16 protein-coding genes and 1 tRNA gene are annotated in these 17,896 nt (G+C 65.8%); 13 read left to right on the top strand and 4 right to left on the bottom strand.

Features of this window, described 5'->3' with window-relative positions; genetic code table 11:
- The first annotated feature begins 7 nt into the window (after window positions 1–7).
- From gspD to IP90_RS05880, 13 genes are all read left to right on the top strand, one after another.
- The gene (gene gspD / locus IP90_RS05940) at window positions 8–2,236 is read left to right on the top strand and encodes a type II secretion system secretin GspD (RefSeq protein ID WP_144898687.1); all 2,229 of its coding nucleotides are present in this window, start codon (window positions 8–10) and stop codon (window positions 2,234–2,236) included.
- A 574-nt stretch (window positions 2,237–2,810) separates the two neighbouring features.
- Complete coding sequence (gene thrS / locus IP90_RS05935; protein WP_144898686.1) at window positions 2,811–4,715, top strand: threonine--tRNA ligase; 1,905 nt, start codon at window positions 2,811–2,813, stop codon at window positions 4,713–4,715.
- Between the two features lie 53 nt (window positions 4,716–4,768).
- Window positions 4,769–5,290: a translation initiation factor IF-3 gene (gene infC / locus IP90_RS05930; RefSeq protein ID WP_199753413.1), complete on the top strand. Its 522-nt coding sequence runs from the start codon at window positions 4,769–4,771 to the stop codon at window positions 5,288–5,290.
- Window positions 5,291–5,644: 354 nt separating this feature from the next.
- Window positions 5,645–5,842 carry a 50S ribosomal protein L35 gene (gene rpmI, locus IP90_RS05925; RefSeq protein WP_024889803.1) on the top strand — a complete coding sequence of 66 codons (198 nt, stop codon included), beginning with the start codon at window positions 5,645–5,647 and terminating at the stop codon, window positions 5,840–5,842.
- 12 nt (window positions 5,843–5,854) lie between these two features.
- Complete coding sequence (gene rplT / locus IP90_RS05920) at window positions 5,855–6,214, top strand: 50S ribosomal protein L20 (protein ID WP_144898684.1); 360 nt, start codon at window positions 5,855–5,857, stop codon at window positions 6,212–6,214.
- A 190-nt stretch (window positions 6,215–6,404) separates the two neighbouring features.
- The gene (gene pheS, locus IP90_RS05915; protein ID WP_144898683.1) at window positions 6,405–7,400 is read left to right on the top strand and encodes a phenylalanine--tRNA ligase subunit alpha; all 996 of its coding nucleotides are present in this window, start codon (window positions 6,405–6,407) and stop codon (window positions 7,398–7,400) included.
- Between the two features lie 128 nt (window positions 7,401–7,528).
- Window positions 7,529–9,916: a phenylalanine--tRNA ligase subunit beta gene (gene pheT / locus IP90_RS05910; protein ID WP_144898682.1), complete on the top strand. Its 2,388-nt coding sequence runs from the start codon at window positions 7,529–7,531 to the stop codon at window positions 9,914–9,916.
- Window positions 9,917–9,935: 19 nt separating this feature from the next.
- The gene (locus IP90_RS05905) at window positions 9,936–10,238 is read left to right on the top strand and encodes an integration host factor subunit alpha (protein WP_144898681.1); all 303 of its coding nucleotides are present in this window, start codon (window positions 9,936–9,938) and stop codon (window positions 10,236–10,238) included.
- Window positions 10,231–10,587: a MerR family transcriptional regulator gene (locus IP90_RS05900; RefSeq protein WP_144898680.1), complete on the top strand. Its 357-nt coding sequence runs from the start codon at window positions 10,231–10,233 to the stop codon at window positions 10,585–10,587. Before IP90_RS05905 ends, IP90_RS05900 begins: the two co-directional genes overlap by 8 nt.
- 71 nt (window positions 10,588–10,658) lie before the next feature.
- Window positions 10,659–10,735: transfer RNA gene (locus IP90_RS05895), tRNA-Pro, on the top strand.
- Window positions 10,736–10,844: 109 nt separating this feature from the next.
- Window positions 10,845–11,150: a hypothetical protein gene (locus IP90_RS05890; protein WP_144898679.1), complete on the top strand. Its 306-nt coding sequence runs from the start codon at window positions 10,845–10,847 to the stop codon at window positions 11,148–11,150.
- Between the two features lie 115 nt (window positions 11,151–11,265).
- Window positions 11,266–11,703: a TraB/GumN family protein gene (locus IP90_RS05885; RefSeq protein WP_144898678.1), complete on the top strand. Its 438-nt coding sequence runs from the start codon at window positions 11,266–11,268 to the stop codon at window positions 11,701–11,703.
- Window positions 11,678–12,265 (top strand): TraB/GumN family protein, encoded by a 588-nt coding sequence (locus IP90_RS05880; protein ID WP_242007491.1) that lies wholly within the window; start codon window positions 11,678–11,680, stop codon window positions 12,263–12,265. Before IP90_RS05885 ends, IP90_RS05880 begins: the two co-directional genes overlap by 26 nt.
- Before the next feature lie 183 nt (window positions 12,266–12,448).
- On the opposite strand, the gene dxs is transcribed toward IP90_RS05880, so the two are convergent.
- The 4 genes from dxs to IP90_RS05860 form a co-directional block, all read right to left on the bottom strand.
- Window positions 12,449–14,362: a 1-deoxy-D-xylulose-5-phosphate synthase gene (gene dxs / locus IP90_RS05875; RefSeq protein ID WP_144898676.1), complete on the bottom strand. Its 1,914-nt coding sequence runs from the start codon at window positions 14,360–14,362 to the stop codon at window positions 12,449–12,451.
- Window positions 14,363–14,478: 116 nt separating this feature from the next.
- Window positions 14,479–15,576 carry a hypothetical protein gene (locus tag IP90_RS05870; RefSeq protein WP_144898675.1) on the bottom strand — a complete coding sequence of 366 codons (1,098 nt, stop codon included), beginning with the start codon at window positions 15,574–15,576 and terminating at the stop codon, window positions 14,479–14,481.
- A gap of 134 nt (window positions 15,577–15,710) precedes the next feature.
- Window positions 15,711–16,346 (bottom strand): HNH endonuclease, encoded by a 636-nt coding sequence (locus IP90_RS05865; RefSeq protein WP_144898674.1) that lies wholly within the window; start codon window positions 16,344–16,346, stop codon window positions 15,711–15,713.
- Between the two features lie 186 nt (window positions 16,347–16,532).
- A complete protein-coding gene (locus IP90_RS05860) occupies window positions 16,533–17,888 on the bottom strand; it encodes a pyridoxal phosphate-dependent decarboxylase family protein (RefSeq protein ID WP_144898673.1) in 1,356 nt (451 codons plus the stop codon).
- Window positions 17,889–17,896: the final 8 nt, after the last annotated feature.

The raw sequence follows: 17,896 nt of genomic DNA, 5'->3' as shown, positions 1-17,896 counted from the left end.
GAACGACATGATCGGTCTCACCCGCCCCCAGCCGAAGATTTTCCTGTCCGCCCTGTTGTGCGGGATGCTCGCGGCCTGCGCCACGGTGCCGCGGCCGGACGTGCGTCGCGAAGGCGCGATGACCGACGCAGCGACCACTGCGACCACCGCCGATGGCCGCGCGGTGCAGACCGAGCCCATGGACGGCACCGATGCGGGCCCGCGCCCGGTAGTACGCCGCGGCAGCGGGCAGATGATCAACCGCGGCGCCGCATCGGCATCGCCGCCGTCGCTGGGCAGCGCGGTCGCGCGCGGGGAAGGCGGCAGCACCACGTTCAATTTCGAAGGCGAATCGCTGCACGCCGTGGTCAAGGCGGTCCTCGGCGACATGCTCGGCCAGAACTACGTGATCGCACCAGGCGTGCAGGGCACCGTCACCTTCGCCACGCCCAAGCCGGTCGACGCCGCGCAGGCGTTGTCGCTGCTGGAAATGGTGCTGGGCTGGAACAACGCGCGCATGGTCTACGGTGACGGCCGCTACAGCATCGTGCCGGCCGACCAGGCCCTTGCCGGAGCGGTGGCGCCGCGCATCGGCGCGCCCGGCATGGCGCGGGGCGGCTACCAGGTACAGGTCGTGCCGCTGCGTTACGTCTCGGCCACCGAGATGGAGAAGCTGCTCAAGCCGTACGCGCGTCCGAACGCGATCGTCAACGTCGAGTCCTCGCGCAACCTGATCACCCTCGCCGGCACGCGCGCCGAACTGGCCAACTACCTGCGCACCATCGAGATCTTCGACGTCGACTGGTTGTCGGGCATGTCGGTCGGCGTGTTCCCGCTGCAGTCCGGCAACGCCGCCAAGGTCGCGACCGACCTGGAAAAGGTGTTCGGCGAACAGAGCAAGTCGCCGGTCGCCGGCATGTTCCGCTTCATGCCGCTGGAAGGCGCCAACGCGGTGCTGGCGATCACCTCGCAACCGGATTACCTCGACGACATCGGCGACTGGATCGACCGTATCGACGGCGTTGGCGATACGCCGCGGCTGTTCTCCTACGAATTGAAGTACATCAAGGCCGACGACCTGGCCACGCGCCTGGCCGAAGTGTTCGGCAGTCAGCGCGGCGGCAACGGCGGTGACAGCGATCCGTCTCTGATGTACCCGGATGCCGAACAGATCCGCGGCCTGGCCGACAACATGAGCCCGACCAGCAAGGGCGACCCCAACAGCAGCGACATCGGCAGCAGCAGCGGAATGGGCGGTGGCTCCGGCATCGGCAGCGGCAACGGTACGCTCAACCTCAACCCGGAACAGCGGTCGAGCAATACCACGGTCACGCTGGAAGTCGATGGCGACCGCGTCGGCGTGTCGGCGGTGCAGGAAACCAATGCACTGCTGGTGCGCGCCAGCCCGGCCGCGTGGCGCTCGATCCGCGACGTGATCGAACGCCTCGACGTGATGCCGATGCAGGTGCACATCGAGGCGCAGGTGGCGGAAGTGAAGCTGTCCGGCGAGTTGAGCTACGGCGTCAATTGGTTTTTCGAGAAGGCGGTGACCGACGCCGGCCTGCCGGATGCCGTCGGCCGTACCACATGGAGCACGCTTGCCGGCAGCATCACGCCGGGCGGCCTGGGCTGGACCTTCCTCGGCCGCAATGCCGCCGCGGTGATCGAGGCGCTGGACCAGGTCACCGACGTCAAGCTGCTGCAGACGCCGTCGGTGGTGGTGCGCAACAACGCCGAGGCCACTTTCAACGTCGGCAGCCGCATTCCGATCTCATCGGTGTCGATCAATCCCGGCAACGACAGCGACAACACCATCAGCCAGGTGCAGTACATCGAGACCGGCACCATCCTCAAGGTGCGCCCGCGCGTGACCAAGGACGGCATGGTGTTCCTGGATATCGTCCAGGAAATCAGCACGCCTGGCTCACAGGCCGACGCCGACCAGAACGGCAACGTCCGCATTGATACGCGCCGGCTCAAGACCGAGGCCGCGATCCAGAGCGGCGAAACCATCATGCTGGCTGGCCTGATCAGCGACGGCGTCGATCGCGGCTCCAGCGGCGTGCCCGGCCTGAGCCGGATTCCGATCATCGGTGGCCTGTTCGGTACCCAGCGCTCCAATACCTCGCGCGAGGAAGTGATCGTGCTGCTGACGCCAAGCATCATCCGCAACCCGCAGGAAGCCCGCGACCTGACCGACGAATACGGCCGCCGCTTCCGCGCAATGGAACCGCTGAAGCCGGTCAAGCAGAAGTGATTGGCGCGCTGGCGTTAGCTGGGGGCCGCGAGGCAGGTTGACCAGCTTCGCTGTTTTCACGACAGCGCGTCGATGCCTTTAGCGCCTGTCAACCCGAAACGCAGTGAGGGATCTGCTTTTCATCGGGTGCGGGAGCAACAGCGGCCGTAGCCGAGCAGGATCAGACCATGGCCTTTTGCTGCCGCCGTAACCGGCATGCCCGTCATCGGACAGCTGCTGAACGTCATCGAAAGCCGGTGCAGTATGGTCGCGGAGCAGGCGGCATCATGCCACGCCGCCGCCGGAGCGCGCGGTGCACTGCGGCATGGCGGCTATTTTCCGCTAGAATCGAGCGCAAGACCCAGCCCGAGGTGGCCCGCGGCGACGCCGGCCGAGCGTGCGACATGAGCACTACCATCGCCCACTGCTGACGCTTCCCGAGGCCCGCCGAACGGCGCCCTCGTGGCGCTTTTTTTTTGGCGGTGATTGGTGATTGGTAATTCGTGATTCGAAAAGGCGCGAAGTGCCGGCGCCCATGAATCCTGCATCCCAGCTACCAATCGCCAATCACGGATCACCAATCACGGTTCTACGAATGATCACGATCACCCTTCCCGACGGCAGCCGCCGCGAGTTCGAACATCCCGTCAGCGTCATGGACGTGGCCCAGTCCATCGGCGCCGGCCTGGCCAAGGCGACCGTGGCCGGCGAGGTCGATGGCAAGCTGGTCGACGCCAGCGACCGCATCGACCACGATGCCCGGCTGCGCATCATCACGCCCAGGGACGAGGAGGGCGTGGAGATCATCCGCCACAGTACCGCTCACCTGGTCGGCCACGCGGTCAAGCAGCTGTATCCGACTGCGAAGATGGTGATCGGGCCGGTGATCGACGAAGGCTTCTACTACGACATCTGGTACGAGCGCCCGTTCACGCCGGAGGACATGGCCGCGATCGAGCAGCGCATGCGCGAACTGATCGCCAGGGACTACGACGTGGTCAAGAAGGTCACGCCGCGCGCCGAGGTGATCGAGACGTTCAAGTCGCGCGGTGAGGACTACAAGCTGCGCCTGATCGAAGACATGCCCGACGAGCAGGCAATGGGCCTGTACCACCACGAGGAATACGTGGACATGTGCCGTGGTCCGCACGTGCCCAACACGCGCTTCCTGAAGGTGTTCAAGCTGACCCGCATCTCCGGCGCCTACTGGCGCGGCGATGCCAAGAACGAGCAGCTGCAGCGCATCTACGGCACCGCCTGGGCAGACAAGAAGCAGCTCGACGCCTACATCACCCGTATCGAGGAAGCCGAGAAGCGCGATCATCGCAGGATTGGCAAGCAGCAGAACCTGTTCCATCTGCAGGAAGAGGCGCCCGGCCTGGTGTTCTGGCACCCGAAGGGCTGGTCGGTGTGGCAGGTGGTCGAGCAGTACATGCGCAAGGTCTATCGCGACACCGGCTATGGCGAGGTGCGCTGCCCGCAGATCCTCGACGTGTCGCTGTGGAAGCAGTCAGGCCACTGGGACAACTACCAGGACAACATGTTCTTCACCGAGTCGGAGAAGCGCACCTATGCGCTGAAGCCGATGAACTGTCCTGGCCATGTACAGGTGTTCAAGCAGGGCCTGCACAGCTACCGTGACCTGCCGATCCGCTACGGCGAATTCGGCGCCTGCCACCGCAACGAGCCCTCCGGCGCGCTGCACGGCATCCTGCGCGTGCGCGGTTTCACCCAGGACGACGGCCACGTGTTCTGCACCGAGGATCAGATCGAAGCCGAGGTGACTGCCTTCCACCGCCAGGCGATGAAGGTCTACGCCGATTTCGGCTTCACCGATGTGCAGCTGAAGATCGCCCTGCGCCCGGACCCCCGGCTGGGCGACGACGCCACCTGGGACAAGGCCGAAGGCGCCCTGCGCGCCGCCCTGGCCGCGGCCGGGGTCGAGTGGCAGGAACTGCCGGGCGAGGGTGCGTTCTACGGCCCCAAGATCGAATACCACCTGCGCGACGCCATCGGCCGGACCTGGCAGCTGGGCACGATGCAGGTCGATTTCATGATGCCCGGCCGCCTGGGCGCCGAATACGTGGACGCCAGCAGCCAGAAACAGACGCCGGTGATGCTGCATCGGGCGATCGTCGGCTCGATGGAGCGGTTCATCGGCATCCTGATCGAGCATCACGCCGGCAGTTTCCCGGCCTGGCTGGCCCCGGTCCAGGCGGTGGTGGCCAATATCACCGACGCCCAGGCCGATTATGTGGATGAGGTACGGAAAACCCTTGCAAATCAAGGCTTCCGGATCGAATCGGATTTGCGGAACGAGAAAATCGGCTTTAAGATTCGCGAGCACACGCTGCAGCGGGTGCCATACCTGCTGGTGGTCGGGGACCGCGAGAAGGAGAATGGTGCAGTCGCGGTGCGCACGCGCGGAGGGGAGGATCTGGGGACGATGACCGTCGCCGAATTCGCCCAACGACTCCGCGCCGAGCATGTGGCAGCATGAGCAGGCCCGGCCGTCGATAGGCGGCCGGCACGATACACCCTGGAGATAGCCACATCACTACCCCCGAAAAGCAGAACCGCAAGAATCAGGAAATCCGCGTGCCCCGCGTGCGCGTACTCGACGTCGAAGGTGAGATGGTCGGCGTGCTGTCGCGCGACGAAGCCTTGGCCATGGCCGAAGAACAGGGCCTGGATCTTGTGGAAATCCAGCCGAACGCCGATCCGCCGGTGTGCCGGATCATGGATTTCGGCAAATACAAGTTCGAACTGCAGAAGAAGGCCAACGCGGCCAAGAAGAAGCAGAAGCAGGTCGAGATCAAGGAAATGAAGTTCCGCCCGGTCACCGACGAGGGCGACTACCAGATCAAGCTGCGCAACATGCGCCGCTTCCTGGAAGAGGGCGACAAGATCAAGGTCAACATCCGCTTCCGTGGCCGCGAGATGAGCCACCAGGAGCTCGGCCGCGAAATGGCCGCGCGGATCGAGGCCGATCTGGGCGAGGACATCGTGATCGAATCGCGCCCGCGCCTGGAAGGCCGACAGATGGTGATGATGATCGCGCCGAAGAAGAAGTGACCGACCGCCCTCTCCCGTCAGCGGGAGAGGGTTGGGTGAGGGAAGCGCGCCGAATGGCGCGCTTGTTGTTTGTGGGGCGGCGCCATTACCGGGCCGTCGCGCGATGCTGAAGCCATCGCGGGTTCAGGAGCAAACCCCCTGATTTGCAAGGAAAACCCAGCCCCTGCATAATGTGCGGCCCGGTTCGCCGGGCGTTTTTGAGCCACCAGGAACCCGTCGTACGATTCTTTTTGGGATCAACGACTTACAAGCCGGCAAGGGCAGGACGGAAAGTCCGTCACGGGCACCGCGACGAAAGTCGCCGGCCCCGACGGCGCCCAGGCCAGTACAAGAAAACCCGAAAGGACATCCGCAATGCCCAAGATCAAGACCCACCGAGGGGCGGCCAAGCGATTCCGCAAGACCGCCTCCGGAAAGTACAAGGCCGGCCACGCCAACCGTAGCCACATCCTCACCAAGAAAGCGACCAAGCGGAAGCGCAACCTGCGGCAGACGAACCATGTTCGTGCCGAGGACGCGGGACGTCTGGACCGCATGCTTCCGTATTTGTGAGGAGACTGAACCATGGCACGAGTTAAACGTGGTGTTACGGCGCGTCGCCGCCACAAGAAAATCCTGAAGCAGGCCAAGGGCTACTACCACGCCCGTCGCAAGGTCTTCCGCGTCGCCAAGCAGGCGGTCACGAAGGCGCTGCAGTACGCCTACATCGGCCGCAAGCAGAAGAAGCGCAATTTCCGTTCGCTGTGGATCACCCGCATCAACGCGGCGGCCCGCATCAACGGCATGAGCTACAGCCGATTTATCAACGGCCTGCTCAAGGCCGGCATCACCCTCGACCGCAAGGTGCTGGCGGACATCGCCGTGCACGACGCGAAGGGTTTTGCGGCTTTGGCAGAGAAAGCCAAGGGCGCGCTCGCGGCGTAAGCACGCGATCTCCACAGACAGCGGTACCGGCGGTGCGAATCGCCGAACACGTGGGGAAGGGCGCAAGTCCTTCCCCATTGTTTTTTCCGGCCGTGTTTTCCTGAGCGGTGGTTTTCATGTTGTCACCCCGGGCGCAGCGAGGGACCAGCAAGGCAGCCCGGAATGACAGGAACAAGGTTGCGATGAATCAATGAGCGACATCGAACTACTCAGCACACAGGCGCTGGCCGACATCGCATCGGCGCAGGCGCCCGACGCGCTCGAAGCCCTGCGCGTGGCGCTGCTCGGCAAGAGCGGCAGCATCACCGCGCAGCTGAAGTCGCTGGGCGCGCTCCCGCCGGAGCAGCGCAAGGTGGCCGGCGAGGCGATCAACCGCGCCCGCGACGCCATTGGCGAAGCGCTGGCCGCGCGCAAGGCGGAACTCGACAATGCCGCGCTGGACGCGCGACTGGCCACCGAATCCATCGACGTCACACTGCCGGGCCGTCGCGCCGGGCGCGGCGGCGTGCATCCGGTCAGCCGCACGATGGAGCGCATCATCGACATCTTCGGCCGGCTCGGATACGAGCTCTCCGACGGTCCGGAGATCGAGGACGACTGGCACAACTTCGAGGCGTTGAATTTCCCGCCGCATCATCCGGCGCGCGCCATGCACGATACCTTCTACTTCGGCGATGGCCGCCTGCTGCGCACGCACACCTCCGGCGTGCAGGTGCGCTACATGAAGGACCATGTCCCGCCGCTGCGCATGATCGCTGCCGGCAAGGTGTATCGCAGCGACAGCGACCAGACCCATTCGCCGATGTTCCACCAGGTGGAAGGTCTGCTGGTCGACGAGCACGCCACCTTCGCCGACCTGAAAGGCACGCTGGCCGAATTCGTGCGTGCATTCTTCGAGCGCGACTTCGAAATGCGGTTCCGGCCCAGCTATTTCCCGTTCGTCGAGCCTGGTGCCGAAGTGGATATCGCCTGGCAGCAGGCCGATGGCAGCACGCGCTGGCTGGAAGTGCTGGGCTGCGGCATGGTGCATCCGAACGTGCTGCGCAACGTCGGCATCGATCCGGAGCGCTACACCGGTTTCGCCTTCGGCATGGGGGTGGAGCGCTTCGCGATGCTGCGCTACGGCGTCGACGACCTGCGCGCCTTCTTCGACAACGACGTGCGTTTCCTCAGGCAGTTTGCTTGAAAGGCCGGGATTCGTGATCGGTGATTCGTGATTGGCAAGAGCCGTACCCTTGCGCGATTGCGGCGACCGCAAGATCACGAGTTACTGAAGCGAATCACAAATAACGAATCACAAATCACGGCTCTCCAATGAAATTCAGCGAAAACTGGCTGCGACAACACGTCAAGACCGATGCCACCCGCGACGAACTCGCGGCTATGCTGACTGCCATCGGGCTCGAGGTTGAAGACATCACGCCGCTCGGCGAGTCGCTCGACGGCGTCGTGGTCGCGCGCATCGTCAGTGCCGGAAAACATCCGGAAGCCGATCGCCTGCAGGTCTGCCAGGTCGATGTCGGCCAGGCGGACACGCTGCAGATCGTCTGCGGTGCGCCGAATGCGCGCGCCGGACTGGTCGCGCCGCTGGCCATGGTGGGCGCCAAGGTCGGCGAAATCACGATCAAGGCCGCGAAGCTGCGCGGCGTCGAATCCAACGGCATGCTGTGCTCGGCGAAGGAGCTGGGCCTGGATGCCGATGCTTCCGGCCTGCTCGAACTTCCAGCCGATGCGCCAGTCGGTACGCCGCTGGCCGATTACCTCGGCCTGCCGGATGCCAGCATCGAGCTGAAGCTCACTCCCAATCGCGCCGACTGCTTCAGCGTGCGCGGCATCGCCTACGACGTCGCGGCGGCCTGCGGTTCGGCGGTAGTGCCGTTCGATGCCACGCCGATGCCGGCCTTGAACGATGAACGCCTTGCGGTCGAACTTGATGCTGGCGCCAAGGTGCCGCGCTTCGTTGGCCGCGTGCTCGAAAGCGTGGATGCGCGCGTGGCCACGCCGGTATGGATGGCCGAACGCCTGCGCCGCAGTGGCGTCCGCCCGATCAGTTTCCTGGTCGACGTGACCCAGTACGTGATGCTGGAACTCGGCCAGCCGATGCATGCGTTCGATCGCGACACCCTGGTTGATCCGGTGGTGGTGCGGCATGCGCGGACCGGCGAGCAGACCAAGCTGCTCGACGGCCGCAGCGTTGCCCTCGAGGAGGATTTTCTCGTGGTGTCCGACAGCCAGGGTGGCCGCGCGGCGCGCACGGTTGCGCTCGGCGGCATCATGGGCGGCTACGACACGCGCGTGACCGACACGACGCGCAACGTGTTCCTCGAGGCGGCACACTGGATTCCCTCGGCGATCATCGGTCGCGGCCGCAGGCTCGGCCTGCACACCGATGCCGGTCATCGTTTCGAGCGCGGCGTCGACCCGGAACTGCCGCGCCAGGCGATCGAAGTGGCGACGCGCCTGATCGTGGAGATTGCCGGCGGTTCGCCTGGGCCGGTGACCGAGGCGGTGCTGCCCGAACACCTGCCGGGGCCGGCGTTGATCGTGTTGCGCCGCGAACGCCTGTCGCGCGTGCTCGGCGTAACCGTGGGTGATGCCGAGGTTGGTCGCATCCTGCGTGCGCTCGGGCTGGAGGTCGAAGACTTTGCCGAAGGCTGGCGGGTGATCGTGCCGAGCCGTCGCTTCGATCTTGCGATCGAGGAGGACCTGATCGAGGAAATCGCCCGCATCCACGGTTACGACGCGATTCCGACCACGCTGCCCGGCGGTGCCACGCGTCTGGCCGCGCCCAGCGAAACCCGCGTCGACGAGCGCACCGTGCGCGATCAGTTGGCCGCGCGTGATTATCTTGAGGCGATCAACTATGCCTTCGTCGATGCCGATCTGCTGGCGAAGTGGGGGGCCTTGCAGGACGGCGTGGCCTTGGCCAACCCGCTCAGCAACGAACTCGGCGTGATGCGCACCCGCCTGCTGCCCGGACTGGTCGCCGCGCTGGCGCGCAATGTCGCACGCCAGCAAAACCGCGTGCGCCTGTTCGAGATCGGCAAGACCTTCACTGGCAATCGCGGCGATGCCCCGTGTGAAACCCTGCGCATTGCCGCGGTCGCATGCGGCGATGCGACTGGCGAGCAGTGGGATGCTAAGGAGCGCGCGGTCGATTTCCACGACGTCAGGGGCGACCTCGACAGCATCGCTGCGCTGTCCGGCGCGAACCTCGAATACCGGCCCTCGTCCGATGGCCACGGGCATCCCGGCCGCTCGGCCGACATCTATCGTGACGGCGCCAAAATCGGCTGGATCGGCCAGCTGCACCCGCGCCTGCAGCAGCAACTCGACCTAGACGCGGACGTGCTGGCCTGGGAACTGGACCTGGAGCCGCTGCTGCAGCGCCCGGTGCCGCGCGCGGCACCGTTGTCGAAATATCCGTCCGTCCGTCGGGATCTCGCGTTCGTCGTCGCCGATGGCGTGTCGTGGGCCGCGGTCGCGGACACTGTCCGCAGGGCCGCGGGGGGCGCCTTGAGGGACCTGCGGCTGTTCGACCGGTATCAGGGGCCGGGGGTCGAAACCGGATTCAAGAGTCTGGCTATGGGCTTGATTCTGCAGGACGAATCCCGCACTCTGACCGACCGCGATGTGGATGCGATGGTGGCCGATGTGACGGCCGCCCTGTTACGCGACCACGACGCGCGGATCCGTAGTTGAGTCGTTTTCGGGGAACGGTATGGCGTTGACCAAGGCGGAAATGGCCGAGCGTCTGTTCGACGAAGTCGGGCTTAACAAGCGCGAGGCCAAGGAGTTCGTCGACGCGTTCTTCGACGTGCTGCGCGAGGCGCTGGAGCAGGGCCGGCAGGTCAAGCTGTCGGGCTTCGGCAATTTCGACCTGCGCCGCAAGAACCAGCGGCCCGGACGCAATCCCAAGACCGGCGAGGAGATTCCGATCTCCGCCCGCACGGTCGTGACTTTCCGCCCGGGCCAAAAGCTCAAGGAACGCGTGGAAGCGTACGCAGGCGGTGCCCATGCTTGATCCGGGCAGCAACCGCGAACTGCCGCCGATCCCGGCCAAGCGCTACTTCACCATCGGTGAGGTCAGCGAGCTGTGCGACGTGAAGCCGCACGTATTGCGTTACTGGGAGTCGGAATTCCCCAGCCTCAAGCCGGTCAAGCGTCGCGGCAACCGCCGCTATTACCAGCGCCACGACGTGCTGATGGTGCGCCAGATCCGCGGCCTGCTGTACGAGCAGGGCTATACCATCGGCGGCGCGCGCCAGCGCCTCGAGGGCGAGGGTGCCAAGCAGGAATCGGCGATGAGCTCGCAGATCATCAAGCAGGTGCGGATGGAACTGGAAGAAGTGCTGCAGCTGCTGCGGCGCTGAAACTTCAGCCATCGACCGTCTTCGCGGGATCACCGCTGATGGGGATCACCGCCTATAATGTCGGCCTTAGTCGGGGCGTAGCGCAGCCTGGTAGCGCATCTGCCTGGGGGGCAGAGGGTCGTCGGTTCAAATCCGGCCGTCCCGACCAATCAATATCGAACTCCAGCGCCCGGCACCGTCCGGGCGTTCTGCCGTCTGCGCCGTATCCGCACATTGCGGCCATAATCCATGGCAAACGCATGCATGGAGCATCACGCATGGAAAAACGGATCCTGGCCTTGTGCGGCGCGATCGCGATCACAGCCGTCGCCCACGCGCAGGACACGCAGCCGCTGCCCTCGCATGGGGAATTCATCGAACAGGCCTGCGTGCCGGCGATGCTGCAGCAGCTCGGCGACGCAGAGGCGCAACACGGCTTCGCCCGTGCCGCCTGCGAATGCAGCTACCGGCTGTTGTCGGATCGACCGACGATGACGCGCGAGCGGTTCGAGGCGGCCGCGACCGTGTGTCGCGCCGAGTACGAACAGGACGGTGCTGCATTCGTGCGGAAATACGCTGAGTGAGGCGCGGCTCCGACTTTCCACGGCCGGCCGGCATTCACGGCCGTTGCCGACAATACCGTCCAGCGTCGGGCAGGGGATCCGCATGCGGGTAATCCTGTTGTGCGCGGCGCTTGCGATGCCGGGCATCGCCATCGGCCAAGTCCCGGCGGCAAAGCCGCAGGACGCGGTCCGCGCAGAACCCGAGGCCAAACCGCGCGATCCATCGATCGTCGAGCTGGACACCATGGTCGTATCCGGCGCGCAGCCGGGTCCGGGCATGTGGCGGGTCAGCAAGGGCGATCACGTGCTGTGGATACTGGGCACGCAGTCGCCACTACCGCGGCGCATGGAATGGGACACGACTGCGGTCGAACGGACGATCTTGCAATCGCAGGAGTTGATCGCGCCGCCGGGAACCAGGATCAAGTCCGACATCGGGTTCTTTAGCGGCTTGACGCTGATTCCCAGCGCATTTAAGGCGCCGCAATCCCGATGGCCTCTCCCTGCAGCAGGTCGTCCTGCCGGACCAGTACGCGCGCTGGCAGGCGTTGAAGGCGAAATACATCGGCCGTGATCGTGGCATCGAGAAGTGGCGGCCGGCCTTCGCTGCGATGGAACTATACGGCGAGGCGATCGAAAAGTCGGGAATGGCCTGGTCCGGGATCGTGAGCCCCAAGGTCACGAAGCTTGCAAAGCGTCATGGCCTCAGGATGACCAATCCGGATGTCGAGATCTTCATCCCCGAACCACGCAAGGCGCTGAAAGAATTCGCCGCGTCCTCGATCGACGACCTGCAATGCTTCGAGAAGACGCTGGATAGCATCGAGAGCGATCTCGGCAACATGGCGGCGCGCGCCAACGCCTGGGCGACCGGCGACATCGAATTGCTCCGGCAATTGCCAGCCAATAACGAATACGCCACCTGCATTGCGGCGTTCACCGGGGCGGGCTTGGCGCGCAAGTACGGCGTGGACGACCTTGCGCAGGAGGTCGAGCGGAAATGGTTGTCGGCAGCGGAAAACGCATTGGCTAACAATGCGTCCACTTTCGCGATGCTGCCGATCAGCCAACTACTGAAGGCGGATGGTTATCTGGAGAAGCTGCGTGTCAGGGGTTACGAGGTGCAGGCACCCTGAGTGGCAGGCAGCAGCCGGCGACTTGCTTTTCGACGGGATGCGGATGGCGGTGGTAGGACGCAATAACCGAAGGGCATTGCGCCGCATGGTGGCTTGGCGCGGTAGGCATCCGGCGCATTACGCCTGCGGCTAATACGCCCTACATTTTCTCTTTCGCGGAAGCGGTGTCGTTACGACTGCAGGTCAACCCGACGCGGCGCTGAGCGCCACGCGCGTGGCGCGCGACAGGTCGGGCCAGCGCGACAGCAGTGCCTTGCGGATGCCTTCGACGTCCAGTCCGGCTTCGGCCAGCAGGTCCTCGCGACTGGCGTGATGCTGGAACTCGTCCGGCAGGCCGAGGTGCAGGATCGGCCGCTGGATGTTTTCCTCGTTCAGCAGTTCGGCCACGGCCGAACCGGCGCCGCCCATCACGACATTGTCCTCGAGCGTGGCGAAGCCGTCGTGCGTCTTCGCCAATTGCAGGATCAACGCGCGATCCATCGGTTTGACGAAGCGCATGTTGACCACGGTCAGGCCGAGTTCCTCGCCGACTTTCTCTGCCGCCGGCACCAGTGCACCGAAAGCGAGCAGGGCGACGCGTGTGCCCTCGCGGCGAACCTGTGCCTTGCCGATCGGCAGCGTGTCCAGGTTCGCCTGCACCGCGACGCCCGGGCCGGTGCCGCGCGGATAACGCACCGCCGCAGGCCCCGGGTACCGGAAGCCGGTCGACAGCATCTGCCGGCATTCGTTCTCATCGGCCGGCGCCATCACCACCATGTGCGGGACGCAGCGCAGGTAACTGAGGTCCAGGTTGCCGGCGTGGGTAGCACCATCGGGACCGACCACGCCGCCGCGATCGATGGCGAACAACACATCAAGCTTCTGGATCGCGACGTCGTGCACGAGCTGGTCGTACGCGCGCTGCAGGAAGGTCGAATAGATCGCCACCACGGGTTTGGCGCCTTCGCAGGCCATGCCCGCCGCAAGCGTCACCGCGTGCTGCTCGGCGATGGCCACGTCGAAATAGCGTTCCGGATATTCCTTGCTGAAGCGCACCAGACCGGAGCCTTCGCGCATCGCCGGAGTGATGCCCATGAGCAGCGGGTCGGCGGCGGCCATGTCGCACAGCCAATCGCCGAACACGTCCGTATAGGTCGGTTTCTTGGCGCCGGACTTGCTCACGACACCCTGGCTTGGATCGAACGGAGAGACGGCGTGATAGCCGATCTGGTCGCCTTCCGCGAGCTCGTAGCCCTTGCCCTTGGTGGTGATGATGTGCAGCAGCTGCGGGCCCTTGAGCTTTTTCAGGGTCTTGAGCGCGGCGACCAGCGCCTTGACATCGTGGCCGTCGATCGGACCGGTGTAGTGGAAGCCCATTTCCTCGAACAGCGTGGACGGCACGAACATGCCCTTCCAGTGCTCTTCCCAGCGGCGCACGAATTTCGCAGTCGGCTTGTTCTTGTCGCCAAGCAGCTTCTTGCCGCCTTCGCGGATCGCGTTAAGCGTGCGACTGCCGGTCATGCGGCCGAGCATCTTGGTGAGGCCGCCGACGTTCTCCGAGATCGACATGCGGTTGTCGTTGAGCACGACCAGCAGGTTGGGCTCGGGCTCCATGCCGCCGGCATGGTTGAGTGCTTCGAATGCCATGCCCGCGGTCATCGCGCCGTCGCCGATCACCGCGACCACGCGGCGTCCGTTGCCGGCACGCGCGTTGGCGATCGCCATGCCCAGTGCGGCGGAGATCGAGGTCGAGGAGTGGCCGACGCCGAAGGTGTCGTACTCGCTTTCCTCGCGCTTGGGGAAAGGCGCCACGCCGTCCTTCTGCTTGACGGTGTGGATGCGGTCGCGGCGACCGGTGAGGATCTTGTGCGGATAGGTCTGGTGGCCGACGTCCCAGACGATGCGGTCGTCGGGTGTGTCGTACAGATAGTGCAGCGCGGTGGTCAGTTCGATCACGCCCAGGCCGGCGCCGAAGTGGCCGCCGCTGCGGCCGACCGATTCGATCAGGTAGGCGCGCAGTTCGTCGGCGATGTCGGGCAGTTCGGCCTCGTCGAACTGGCGCAGATCGGCAGGGATCTGTATGCGGGAAAGACGCGGATAGCGCTGCGGGTCGGTCATTACAAACGGCGGATGCGGCAAGTCCGCCATTGTCCCGCCGTGGCGCGGGGTGGGCAAGCAAGGCCAGTTATCCGCGGTTATCCGCTCCCAACCGCTTACAAGGCGCCGCTGCGGACCTAGCGCCCGCGCAGACGTCCGAACAGGCCGCCCGGTTTGGCGGGCTCGGCGGGCTCCGGTGGCAGGTCGGGGACCGATTCGGCAAAGCCGGTGACGAGGTTGGCGTTGACGAAATCGGCGACATCGCCGGCGGGTACGCCGCTGGCGGCGACGATCTCGTCCAGTGTGGCCGGGCCTTTCATCATCGCCGTGGCGATGCGGAAGTGCTTGGGGAACTCGCGCTCGGTCTGCGGCCACTTGTTCAGGCGGTAACGGCCGGCCGGATCGTTGCCCGGCAGCAGTTCGCCCTTGCCGGCCAGCAGGCCCCCGTACCACTGCAGGCGCGAGAGCGGCTGCGCATCGCCGGCCGCGGCCGCTTCCCGGATCCAGGTGGCGGCGTCGATCGCGTCGAAATCGGCCAGGCGCACGCTGCCTTCGAAGTAAGCGGCCAAGGGCTTCAGCGTGGCCGGCCCGTGGTACTGGCGCGATTGCGGGTCGAGCAACAGCGAAGGCCCGGCACCACGGCGGTAACGCAGGCGCTGCTGCAGCGCGTTGGGCAGCAGCCAGTCGCCGAGGGTCGGCTCGCTCGCTGGCGTCGGTGCGACGACAGGTACCGGCGCCGGTTCAGGCGAGGGCGGCGCGATGGTTTCCGGATCCAGCGGCTCCACCTGCTCCTCCGGCAGCAGATCCTGGGGCGCCGGTGCGTGGGTAAGGCCGGATGGCACGGCGGCCGGAGCCGTTTCCTCTGCGCTCGACGCGGGCGCCGCGGCGAGTGTCGGCGACGGTGCAGGCGCGGAAGCGACAGGCGCCCCGGCCTTGCTGACGATCTCGCCCAGCAGCACCTGCAAGGTATTGGCGTCGAACGGGCGCCCGAGGCGGAAGTCGGCCTGGGTCCGTGGCGCCGACGTCAGTCCGATCACGGTCTTGCCGGCGCCATGCAGGCGCAACCAGCTCATCGGCCCGTACATGCTGTCCATGTCGACGACCACGTAGTCGGCGTCGGCTTCCGGCATCAGGCTGAAGCTTTCCCCCGCGCTGGAATTGGCCTGCTTGAACGCCGCCTGCAGTGCGGTTTCGGTGGCCGGATCCATACCGGTAAGACCCAGGGTCAGGGGCATCGTGTCGTATCGCCAGCGGGAAAGCAGCCAGTGTTGCGAAGCGGCCGGACCCAGTCAACGCGCATCGACGCCGACCGCGGTATCGCGCCTGGTTCGATGAGGGTTTTGCGTTGAAAGCGACGCAGGAACGTCGCTTAGTGACGCATCCGCGGCCGTGGACGCTTGGGCAGATGGCTCTTCAGGAACGCCATCTGGTCGGCCAGGATGTTGCGGTTGCTCAGGATCAGGTGCTCGATCCAGCTGGGCCGGTACGGTACCGCCAGCAACGGCATTCCGGCCTGTTGCGGCGTGCGTCCGCCCTTGCGCGAATTGCAGTGGAAGCAGGCGGCGACCACGTTTTCCCAGACGTCGCGGCCGCCCTTGGACAAGGGCATCACGTGGTCGCGGGTGAGCTGCTGGCGATGGAAGTCGCGGCCGCAATACAGGCACAGATGTTCGTCGCGGGCGAACAGCGCGACATTGGTCAGCGCCGGCGTGGGATCGAGCGCATGCGCACGCGCATGCCCGCGCGCGGCGACGATCGGATGCAGGTCCAGCGTGCTGCGCTCGCCGGTGCGCCGGCAGGTGCCGCCATGCACGGTCAGGCAGGGGTCGCCCAGCGTCCAGGCAACCGCGTCGCGCGCATACAGGCTGGTCGCGTCCTGCCAGCTCATCCAGTCGAGCACGCGGCCATACGCATCCAGCGACAGCAGGCGGACGGCGTCGAGCCGCGTCGGCAATGTGTTGATGGTGGGGTCAGCGAACGCATGCCCGTGCGAATCGGAAGACATGGCGGGAGCAGCCGGGTCGCGCTGTCGGTCAGCGTGGGCCCCGGTCCGGATCAGGCGAAGTTTCGCTCTGTCAGACTCCATGGGAGTAACAGCTTATACGCCTTTGTTTACATTTTGTGCAGACCGGCCCGTCCCGGGCCTGTTCGGCGTACCACCGGCCGGGCAATGGGCGGGCGCTGTAGCCGATCAGCCGATCACGCTCCGGGCGGCGTGGCGCATGGCTTCGAGACTGCGTTCCACATCGTCGTCGGTCGTTGCCCAGCAAGAGACGCTGATGCGCATCGCGGTGCGTCCCTGCCAGACCGTACCGCCGCACCAGCAGGTACCGTCGGCCTGCAGCGCGGCGATCACGCGCTGCGTGGTCGCGGCATCGCCGAAGGCGACCAGTACCTGATTCAACGCCACCTCGTTGAGCACTTCGAATCCGCTCATGCGCAGGCCTTCGGCAAAACGCCGGGCCTGGCGGCAGTTGCGTTCGACCATCTCTGCGATGCCGCGCCTGCCCAGGCCGCGTAGCGCCGCCCAGATTTCGACGCCACGCGCGCGCCGCGACAACTCCGGCGTGTAGTCGGATGGATTGCGGAACTCGGATTCGGTCGGAAGGTAATCGGCGGTGATCGCCATCGCCGCGCGCAATGCCTGTGGATCGCGTACGAAGGCCAGGCCGCTGTCGTAGGGCACGTTGAGCCATTTGTGCGCATCGGTGGCCCATGAGTCGGCGATGTCGATGCCCTGCACCAGATGCGCGAGGCCAGGCGCTGCCGCGGCCCACAGGCCGAAAGCGCCGTCGACATGCAGCCATGCGCCGGTGTCGCGCAAGCGCGCGCCGATCTCGGCGACGGGATCACAGGCGCCGGTATTCACGTTGCCGACCTGTGCGCAGACGATGGTCGGCCCGGAAATCGCGGGCAGCTTGTCCGCTCGCATGCGTCCCTGTGAATCCGCAGGCACGCGCACGACACGGTGGCGCCCGAAGCCGAGCATGCCCAGCGATTTGACCAGGGTCGGATGCGCTTCCTCGCCGATCACGACCGTGACTGGCGGTGCGCCGAACAGGCCGTCCGCTTCCACGTCCCAGCCGACGCGTTTCAGCACCACGTGCCGCGCTGCCGCCAGTGCGCTGAAATTGGCGACCGTGGCGCCGGTGACGAAGGCGCCGCCGGTGCCGGGCGGCAAGCCGAGCAGTTCGATCAGCCAGCGCAGCGTCACCTCCTCGATGCGCGCGGTGGCTGGGGTGATCGCGTATAGCCCCGTATTCTGGTCCCACGCCCCGGCCAGCCAGTTGGCGGCCAGCGTGACCGGCAGCGAGCCGCCGATCACGAAGCCGAAGAAACGCGGACCGGCCATGGCCATCGTCGCCGGCGAGCCGTAGCGATCGAGTTGCTCCAGCACCTCGTAGGGATCGCAGCCGGATTCGGGCAGCGGCGTGTCGAAGGCGGACAGTGCCGTCACGGTGGCAGGTGACGGCGCCACCGCGCGTGCGTCAAGGCCTTGCAGATAATCGATCGAACGATTCGCGGCTTCGCTGAGCAGATCACGCATGTGGTGCC

Origin of the sequence: Luteimonas cucumeris, assembly GCF_007830035.1 — a bacterium.
Taxonomy (GTDB): domain Bacteria; phylum Pseudomonadota; class Gammaproteobacteria; order Xanthomonadales; family Xanthomonadaceae; genus Luteimonas_C; species Luteimonas_C cucumeris.
This window is presented reverse-complemented; position numbering and strand designations above follow the sequence as displayed.